This is a genomic window from Nostoc foliaceum FACHB-393, assembly GCF_014698505.1.
GTDB lineage: Bacteria > Cyanobacteriota > Cyanobacteriia > Cyanobacteriales > Nostocaceae > Nostoc > Nostoc foliaceum_A.
Window position 1 is genome coordinate 289,695 of the sequence record NZ_JACJTD010000004.1, and the last position, 9,394, is coordinate 299,088.

Here is a 9,394-nt window from a genome sequence, read left to right on the forward strand (position 1 = left end):
TACAAGATTTTATATCTACCTTGAGAAACAAAAATACAATTTTGTTTTATGTCTTCAGGTTTATGAAATCCTGACAAACAATGCCTATAGTTGGGTCTTAGGTGGTCACACACCTAATTTCGTAAGTGAGGCTAACAATCATGTCACATCAAATAATTGCATCTAAATTGTTTGTCGAGTTATCTGATGAACAACAACAGCTGCTAGCTGGTGGTGCCGACTTTGAGTTGAGTAACAGCAATTTCGCTAATAGACAGGCAAATTTACGGGGAACAACCAATTCCGGTCCCCAAGGTAGCAATGCCAATTCCACTGCAACTAATAATACTGTAAATACTGCGGCGCAAGATTTCTTGGGCTTGGGTGGAGTTATTCCTACGAATGTTAGAGCGTTGGGTCAAGCGCCATCTCTCAACGGTTCTGGAGGAAGACTTCAAGGTGGTAATGGAGGTAATGGCGAAGGACAGTAACTGTACTGTATTTCAGGGGTCACCCGGAAAATCAGCAGTCACACGCCAGAGCAATTCGGATATTTAGGTAGGGAATGGTGAGTGGGGGTTCTCAAACAGTGAACAATGAATCGATTTTTTATCAGATTTATGTTTTCTTCCTACTCTCTTCCCATACCCAAAATCTGCAACTTTGAAATGAATAGCTGATGTTGCAGGTGTTACCCTTTTCAGTTTCTCAAGACAGTGCCGTAAACTCCGCTGTGGCGGTGGCGCTAGGTGGAAAGTTCTTACGAACATTACGGCTTTGTCTGCTTCGCCTATCGTTTAAACATTCCCACAGGTAATACCAAAAATTACCTATCAGTCTAGAGCGCTTCGCATATTTAGGCAAGGAATAGCGACTGGGAATTATCAAACAGTTAAGAATAAAGAATTGAATAAACTCTTGCATAAGTTTTGTTCTTCCTTTCCCTACTCAAAATCTGCAACTTGGAACCGAATAACTGACCACTACAGAATCACACTTTTCAGTTTTCACTGGTAGCACATGGTGATATTTAGCAATTTATGCACTCTAGATTTATAATCATTGGTGGGTGGAAGCAACTATGGATTTTAGAAATGTCCAGCCTTATGCAGAAAACAAATATCTGACTGAATACGTCGGGGATAAGGACAATTGGAAGTTAGACACCATGAGATGCACTTACAACAAAGATGAAAAATTTTTCTTGCTTCTGCCTTATTTTGAAGACAGTATCTAGAACCCAATTTTTCATTAGATTTGCTTAAGTAGTGAGGCTAACATCATGCCAAGTCAAATCATAATATCTGAGTTTTTTCTAGAGTTATCGGATGCAAAACAGGAGCTTTTAGTCGGTGGTGGCGACTTTGAACTGACTAACAGCAATTTTGCTCAAAGACTTTTCAATGTACAAGGGACAAGCATTTCTAGCCCACTAGGCAACACCGCCAACTCCACTGGCCAAAATAATTACATCAATAACGCTGCCCAAGATTCTTTAGGTTTGCGTTAAGTTAGCTTATTTAGCATTATCACCAACCCAGCTTAAGCCTACACTATCATTTGTTAACTATGCCCACAGGTGATCTCAAAGAATAAGGCTTGACATATCTAGAAATACTCTAGACATAAACTGGTGTGTAGGGCTTTTCAAACACTTAAGAGTCAATAAGGAATCAATTTTCCGTCTTCCTTCTTGTTTCTCCAACTGAAGATTATATAAGTTAATGCTTGTAATGATGAACGATTCCAAAGTTTTTCGGTAATCTTCACCTTTGTATACCTAACACTTTTGTTGAGTGCTTCAGGTACAACTCAATTCGCAAGTAAGTTAATTTATGGAATCTTTTCTTGGAGATAAAAAGGGGGAGAGGAGATTGTAATGACTCGCTCAACGTAAGTGAGGACTTTGAGGGAGTTTGAGCTTTCTCCTCTGTTTTCTCAACGCGTTACCCACGTTAAAGATATGAAAAAGGCGATTCCAGCGCATCGCGCATACCTTCTTCTTCCCCCTTGATTGATTATAAACAATTATAAAACATGATGTTGGCTACTATTGGCAGCATCTGTGACCGTTTGGCTTTTTATCCTAGTGGTTCGTCAAGGGAATGTGGCGGGGTAAAGGGAAAAGGTGTTTGATAACCTTTTCCCATCTGAAAACCCAGCAATTTTGGGTTGGCAGATTTTCAGGTATCCATTAAAACAAAAGGTGTAATGTCGTGAACTCCTTACGCCCCCAAGAAAACTATTTTTGGAATAGGTTTAATGAACCCAATCCAGAGCAACTTCATCTAATTGAAGCTAACGAGTTTCTTCCTCATATCGGTAAATGGACTCACATTGGCAGCGGTGTTTTACTGACTATCTTTGTAGCAGGTATTACTCTGACATCTGTTCTTCATTACAACGTCACGGTCAAAGTTCCTGCAAATATTCGACCTGTAGGAGAACTGCGGGTTGTTCAGTCTGCCATGACTGGAACCGTTCAAAACATTGATGTTCATGAGAATCAAGTTGTGAGCCAGGGACAAGCGATCGCTCACGTTGATAATTCTCGTCTTCAGACTCAAAAGAGTCAATTAGAAAGTAGTATTCAGCAAAGTAAATTACAACTAAGTCAAATTGATGCTCAACTGGGTCAAATAGATACTCAGATTGCAGCGCAGACAAACTTAACTAACCGCACGATTATAGCTGCACAAGCTGAATTAGATGGGACACAACGCAACTATCAAGATCAGCAAATTAAAGCTACAGCTGATATGACGCAAGCAGAAGCATCCTTGAGGTTAGCCAAGGTGCAACAAGAGCGATCGCAACGCGAAAAAGTCTTAAGAGCAACTATACAAGAAGCAGAAGCCGCTTTGACCTTAGCCAAGGTGCAACGTGACCGATTGCAACGCGAAAAAGTCTTAATAGCAACTGTGCAAGAAGCAGAAGCCGCTTTGACCTTAGCCAAGGTGCAACGTGACCGATTGCAGCCGATAGTAGCGTCGGGAGCCGTTCCTCGCAATCTATTTGACGAAAAAGAACAAGCGGTTAAATCTGCTGAGGCAAAGCTAGAACAAGCTAGCGCTGACGCGAAAAACCTTCTGGAGGACAAAGAACAAGCGGTTAAATCTGCTGAGGCGAAACTAGAACAAGTTAAAGCTAACGCCAAAAATCTCCTGGAGGAAAAGGAACAAGCCCTTAAGGTTGCCCAAACCAACCTAGAAAAGGCTAAAACTGCGATTAATCCTAGTAATGCTACCGTAACCGTGGCATCTGAACGGATTCAGCAGGAACAGGCTAGAGGTGAGGCGGCCTTAGCCGCTTTGAAAAAAGACCGAGAAACTCTACTCCAGCAACGCCTTGAACTCCAAAAAGAACTTGATCGCAACACCAAAGAACTGCAACAGGCAAAAACCGACTTGAATTTGAGTGTGATTCGATCGCCAATCGCCGGAACACTGTTGCAATTGAATCTTCGCAACCCAGGACAGGTAGTGCAACCAAGTGAAGCGATCGCTCAGATTGCTCCCCTCGATGCTCCTTTACTAATTAAGGCTCGTGTGCCGGCTCAAGATATTGACAAGGTGAAATTGGGACAAAAAGTCCAAATGCAAGTTTCTGCTTGTCCCTATCCAGACTATGGCACTCTCCAGGGAACAGTCAAAACAGTTGCACCAGACGCCCTACCAATTGGAAAAAACAGTGCAGATCCAGTTGGCTACGAGGTAACTATTGAGCCACAAACCCCATATGTGGGTAGAGGCGATCGCCAGTGTCATCTGAAATCTGGTATGGAGGGCAGGGCTGATATTATTTCTCGGCAAGAAACGGTGCTTCAATTCATTCTCAGAAAAGCCAGATTAATCGCAAATTCTTAATCTAATAAGCAGATTTTATTAATCATCGTCTACCAATTTAATAGGTCTAGTGGCCATGTTTGATCTATTTAAACACCGTAAAAATTACCAGTGTGTTTTACAGTTGAGTGAGGAAGACTGTGGGGCAGCTTGTCTTGCTTCGATTTCCAAGCATTATGGACGTTTCTTAAGTATCAATCGCAGTCGAGATGCAGTCGGGACTGGACAGCTAGGAACAACTTTGCTGGGTTTAAAACGTGGGTCTGAGGCTATAGGTTTAAATGCCAGAGCAGTTAAAGCTGCACCTGCGATCGTAGACAGAATTAATGAAATACAACTACCAGCAATTATTCATTGGCGGGGTTATCACTGGGTTGTTTTATACGGCAAGCGGGGTAAGAATTACGTTGTCGCTGATCCAGGGGTGGGTATCCGTTATGTCAACCGAGAAGAGTTGGCAACAGCTTGGAATGGGGTAATGCTATTACTCGAACCAGATCCAGACCGCTTTTTTCAGCAGCCCCAAGAAGAACCAAAAGCTGGCTTAGTACGCTTTTTTCAGCGGATATTACCTTATCGTGGGTTGTTGACTCAGGTTTTGATGATCAATATTGCCCTGGGTCTACTCGCTTTAGGTACTCCTGTTCTGATCCAACTGCTCACAGATGATGTGCTTGTGCGTGGGGATACCCAGTTACTCACTGTGGTGATCTCAGCCGTTGTGGTGATGAGCTTATTTAGCAGTAGTCTGCAAGTCTTGCAAGCCATTATGATCGCTCATTTTGGTCAACGACTGCAATTAGGATTAGTTTTGGAGTTTGCACGAAAAATTCTCCACTTACCCTTAAATTACTACGAAGCTCGCCGCAGTGGCGAAATCACTAGCCGACTCAGAGATATCAATGAAATCAACCAATTGGTATCGCAGATTGTGGTTCTTTTACCTAGCCAGTTTTTTATTGCAGTCATATCTTTCTGCTTGATGCTGTTTTATAGCTGGAAACTGACATTAGCAGTCATGCTGTTTGCGGCGTTAATGGCCTTATCTACCCTACCTTTTTTACCCATCCTCCGACAAAAGAACCGCAGTATGTTGGTTTTGGGGTCAGAAAATCAAGGCGTTTTGGTAGAAACCTTTAAGGGAGCGCAGGTAATCAAAACTACAAATGCTGCACCACAATTTTGGGATGAATTCCAAAGCCGTTTTGGTCGCCTTGCCAATTTAACTTTCAGCACCATCCAAATCGGAATTATCAACGGTACTATTTCTAAACTTTTAGCCACTCTCGGTGGTGTTATTTTACTTGGGCTAGGAAGCATCTTGGTAATTCAAGGAGAGTTGAGCATTGGTCAAATGCTGGCTTTTAACGTCCTCCAGGTCAATGTTCTGGCTTTAATTGACTCTTTAATTAATTTTGTAGATGAATATTTTCGCTCCCAAACAGCAGTCTCTCGCCTCCTGGAAGTTATCGATGCTACACCAGAAGTAGTTGGAGGTAGTCAAAAGCCAGTTGCCCAAATTTCTGGTGATGCAGACATTCGCTGTTCTCATGTCCAATTTCACCACGCTGGCAGAGTTGACTTATTAGAAGATTTTTCTCTCAAGCTGCCTGGAGGGAAAGTAACTGCTTTAATTGGTAAGTCCGGCTGTGGTAAAAGTACTTTGGCGAAAGTAATTGCAGGCTTATATCAGCCTAACTCTGGCAATATTCGCATTGGCTTCTATAACATCCAAGACCTTTCTCTGGATTGTTTGCGACAACAAGTAGTTTATGTACCCCAAGAACCTCATTTCTGGAGTCGCTCAATTTTGGACAACTTCCGCTTAGGAACGCCTTATATTTCCTTTGAGGAAATTGTCAAAGCTTGCCAGATAGCTGATGCAGACGAGTTTATCAGTCAACTTCCAAATCAGTATCAAACTGTTTTAGGGGAATTTGGGGCAAATATCTCTGGTGGACAAAGACAACGATTAGCGATCGCTAGAGGCATTCTAACTAATCCACCTGTACTCATTTTAGATGAAGCAACCGCTGGACTTGATCCAGTCAGCGAATCTCACGTACTAGATCGGCTCTTAGAATACCGAGAGGGCAAAACTACGATTTTAATCACCCATCGTCCCAGTGTAGTTAATCGAGCCGATTGGATTGTACTACTAGATAAAGGTCAGGTACAAATACAAGGTACTCCTGAGACTTTTCTCTCTCAACAAGGAGAGCATTTAAAGTTTTTAACACTGTAAAAATTAGGCTCTGTATGAGCAAATAAAACTATGTCTGAAAATACCAAATCCCAAAATCATCAATGGTTCAGGGATTTGTCTGGAAAAGAACAGGAAACCCTAGCTGCTGGGCAAATTCCAAATATACCAAATGAAGGTATGCCAGCTGAAAATAATTTTTTTATCCAACAAACTAACATCCAAACTACAGCAGATAATACATTAAAACTTGCAAATGGTGATGTATCTTCACAAAATACGAAATATATATTTTCACAATTTACATTAGGGTCTTCTATAAAAATTTGGTTGCCAAATTTTCCTTTGTTTAGAAACAAAGCAGATGACTCTATTGTAAATTAAATCCTTCGTTACTTTAAAGTTTTTTGTAGTCCTCAATGGCTTTAAACGCATACTTAGTTATGTACAAAAAGCCATTAATACTATTCTGCCAAAAATATTTTCTTGGATCTATGTATTTAAAGTAATCAATAAAATTACATCAAATTTGTCAAAATTTACTATTATTTTTATTTAGAATATCATGAACCAAAAGTAGTAAATTAACCTTGATTTTTTATAACTTTAGAGTAATTTATCTTCTAGACAAATAGTTAATAATAAAAATATAGGTGATGAGCACCTATATTAGTAAGTGAGGCAAAGAATTTATGTCAACTCAAATGATGATGTCTGATTTGTTTGTGGATCTATCCACAGAACAACAACAGCTTCTAGCTGGGGGACAAGATGAATTAGGTGACGATGAATTCGGTGGCGATGAATTCGGTGACGATGAATCAGGTGGCGATGAACTTTCTTTGTCCGGTTCTCCTGTCCGACATCGTCCCCGCCGATACTTGATTAGAGGTGTTGTGAGCCTCCGTAGCATCCCAAGATCTTCCTAAACTTTGCAATTAGTGGGGGTAAGAGAAGCTAATATAACTCGCTCAAAATAAATTAAATTTTGAGAAATAGTTTGGGCAGTAGACTATATTCTCTTAAAGCATTAAATCAATGGCTTATAGAGAAAAAGGTAACTGCTACCCTTAGCACCTAGTTGGATGCTCCCTCTTACTTCAAATGCAAAGAGTTTTGACTATTGGACGAGCACCTTTTTGCTATTCAACTTGTGTAAGTAAGTGAGGTAATGAATTATGTCAGTTCAAACCATTCAATCCATCCAATCCGAGTTACTTGTAGATTTATCCACAGAGGATCAACAGCTTCTCTCTGGGGGACAAACCAGCTTGGACGATGAAGACGAAGATGGAGAGGAAGGGGAAGAGGAAGAGGAAGAGGAAAATGGAGGCAGAAGAAGAAAAGCCAAAGTCTACAAAATCACAATCCTCAGACTCAAGTAGATAAAAGAGAAGATTAATAATAACTCACTCAGGATAAATTAAATTTTGAGAAAGAGTTTGATTCGTCTCTTATCTTCTCTTCAGGTATGAAATTAACAGCCTAGAGACAATAAAGGTAGCTGTTATCCTTAGCATCTACCTTTATGCTCGCCCCTTACTTCAGATCAACATAGTTTCGACTAATTAATGAGTACAGCTTTTGCTGTATATCTCAAGGCACTAGTCATTCTTTTGCACTGTACAAAAGTGAGGCAAACAATTATGTCAGATCAAAACATTACACCTGATTTGCTTGTGGAGCTATCGACAGAAGAACAGCAGCTTCTATCTGGAGGAATATATGGTTATTACGGCGGCTATGGACGCGGCTATGGACGCGGCTATGGACACCACTACGGACGCCGCTATGGACACCACTACGGACGCCGCTACTGTTGATACTAAGTTAGCAAAGCCTAAGCACTGAGTGATTCCTGCATTTAAACTTTGCACTTAGTAGGGAGAGTAGAAGACTCACATAACTCGCTCAAGATAAATCAGGTTATGAGAGAGTTTGAGCCTTCCCCCATATTCTCTTAATGCATGACATCAACGGGACTAGACCCAAGAAAGATAGATGCTACCTTTAGCATCTATCTTTCTATTTTCCCTTTAACTTATTGCAAGAGAAGAATCAATTCCTAATATGCATTCTGAAAATTTTTGGTTAACTGGATGCAAATTATGCCTCTAATTTTGCCGAGTCTATTACCGCCTTTCGCTCCCAAATCCAATCGAGTAAAATCGGATTAACTAACTCCGGTGCTTCATCCTGGGGACAATGCCCTACTCCCTCTAAAGGGATAAACTTTTCTACCTGCGGGAAGTTGGCTAATTCTCTACCTAACTTAATTGGTTCCCACGGGTCTGCTGTTCCCCATAAGATAATTGCAGGACAGGCTAACAGTGGTAAAAGGTCTTCTGGTAGAGGCCCTGTAGAATAAGAAGTAAAGGCAAGGAACACAGCTACAGCACCCGGATCACTTGCTGGTGAAGTGAGAATATCTACCAACTCATCTGTCACCATCTCAGCATTCGCGTATGCTTGCAGCAGAATTTTCCGCACCGTTTTCGGTTTGGCGAGTTGATTGAAAAAGAAATCACCAATTGGTTTAATAGATAACAGGCGTTGCAGTAGAGGCGCTCCGTAACGACGAGACAAAGGTAAAGTTACCCGTTTGCGATCGTGCAACAGCCGTAAAGAACAGTTAAGCAAAGCAACTCCTAAGGCAATATCTGGGTTGCTTACTGCTGCTTGCATGGCTACAATACAGCCAATAGAATTTCCGACTAAAAAAGCTGGCTCACCAACAACTTCGCGGCAAAAATCTGCTACTTGCTGTCCCCAAGTTTCTAGTGTGTAGGCAATTTTTTCACCAGGTTTAGGTTTTGCGGAAGCCCCAAAACCAATCAAATCGATCGCATAAACACGGCAATTTTCCGCTAATACGGGAATATTTTTTCGCCAGTGCCACCAAGAAGCGCCAAATCCATGCACCAGAACAACAGCTGGGCCAGTGGTTCCTTGGGTTTGATAGCAAATAGGGAAATCTTGCCAAATCCAGGTTTTTGTAGAGGTAAGTGCTGTTTTTGAACTTGAGGTTGTCATGGGAAGTTTGATGAAACAAGGGTAAAAGCCTTTTAGCAGCAAGGCGCAAGTAAAATTGTTTTGAATTGGAATAAAATTTATCAGATTTTCAAAGTAAATCCTTTGCTCTAGTGATAACTTAGACGTACACCGCGAAAGCTTCTAGGCTAATAACACTAGCATCAAGCTGATAGTTTTATCCAGCATAGAGAGTTTTCATTTTGTTTATAGAATCCATTTGACATCTTTTACTATCTTGAAGTACAGTTACCGCAAAAGCCGTATCCAGCAGTCATGCCGTACTCTAGCAGCCTAACAGACGAAGAGTGGGAAATCCTTGAACCCCTACTGCCGA

The 9,394-nt window shown here is 41.2% G+C and carries 9 protein-coding genes; 8 read left to right on the forward strand and 1 reads right to left on the reverse strand.

Annotated elements, in window-relative coordinates:
* Positions 1-140 precede the first annotated feature (140 nt).
* From H6G92_RS06480 to H6G92_RS06515, 8 genes are all read left to right on the forward strand, one after another.
* On the forward strand, positions 141-470 hold the full coding sequence (locus H6G92_RS06480) for a CTB family bacteriocin (protein ID WP_190891963.1): 330 nt from the start codon (positions 141-143) through the stop codon (positions 468-470).
* Positions 471-1,261: 791 nt separating this feature from the next.
* Positions 1,262-1,489: a CTB family bacteriocin gene (locus tag H6G92_RS06485; protein WP_190891966.1), complete on the forward strand. Its 228-nt coding sequence runs from the start codon at positions 1,262-1,264 to the stop codon at positions 1,487-1,489.
* 706 nt (positions 1,490-2,195) lie between these two features.
* Entirely contained in the window at positions 2,196-3,845 is a 1,650-nt protein-coding gene (locus tag H6G92_RS06490) for an HlyD family efflux transporter periplasmic adaptor subunit (RefSeq protein WP_190891969.1), read from the forward strand.
* A gap of 55 nt (positions 3,846-3,900) precedes the next feature.
* Positions 3,901-6,069 carry a peptidase domain-containing ABC transporter gene (locus H6G92_RS06495; RefSeq protein ID WP_190891970.1) on the forward strand — a complete coding sequence of 723 codons (2,169 nt, stop codon included), beginning with the start codon at positions 3,901-3,903 and terminating at the stop codon, positions 6,067-6,069.
* A gap of 30 nt (positions 6,070-6,099) precedes the next feature.
* Positions 6,100-6,411 carry a hypothetical protein gene (locus tag H6G92_RS06500; RefSeq protein ID WP_190891971.1) on the forward strand — a complete coding sequence of 104 codons (312 nt, stop codon included), beginning with the start codon at positions 6,100-6,102 and terminating at the stop codon, positions 6,409-6,411.
* Between the two features lie 308 nt (positions 6,412-6,719).
* On the forward strand, positions 6,720-6,956 hold the full coding sequence (locus tag H6G92_RS06505) for a hypothetical protein (RefSeq protein WP_190891972.1): 237 nt from the start codon (positions 6,720-6,722) through the stop codon (positions 6,954-6,956).
* A 249-nt stretch (positions 6,957-7,205) separates the two neighbouring features.
* Positions 7,206-7,412 carry a hypothetical protein gene (locus tag H6G92_RS06510; RefSeq protein ID WP_190891973.1) on the forward strand — a complete coding sequence of 69 codons (207 nt, stop codon included), beginning with the start codon at positions 7,206-7,208 and terminating at the stop codon, positions 7,410-7,412.
* Positions 7,413-7,673: 261 nt separating this feature from the next.
* On the forward strand, positions 7,674-7,850 hold the full coding sequence (locus H6G92_RS06515) for a hypothetical protein (protein WP_190891974.1): 177 nt from the start codon (positions 7,674-7,676) through the stop codon (positions 7,848-7,850).
* Positions 7,851-8,133: 283 nt separating this feature from the next.
* Here the strand turns inward: H6G92_RS06515 and H6G92_RS06520 are convergent, their stop codons facing one another.
* Entirely contained in the window at positions 8,134-9,060 is a 927-nt protein-coding gene (locus tag H6G92_RS06520; protein WP_190891975.1) for an alpha/beta fold hydrolase, read from the reverse strand.
* Positions 9,061-9,394: the final 334 nt, after the last annotated feature.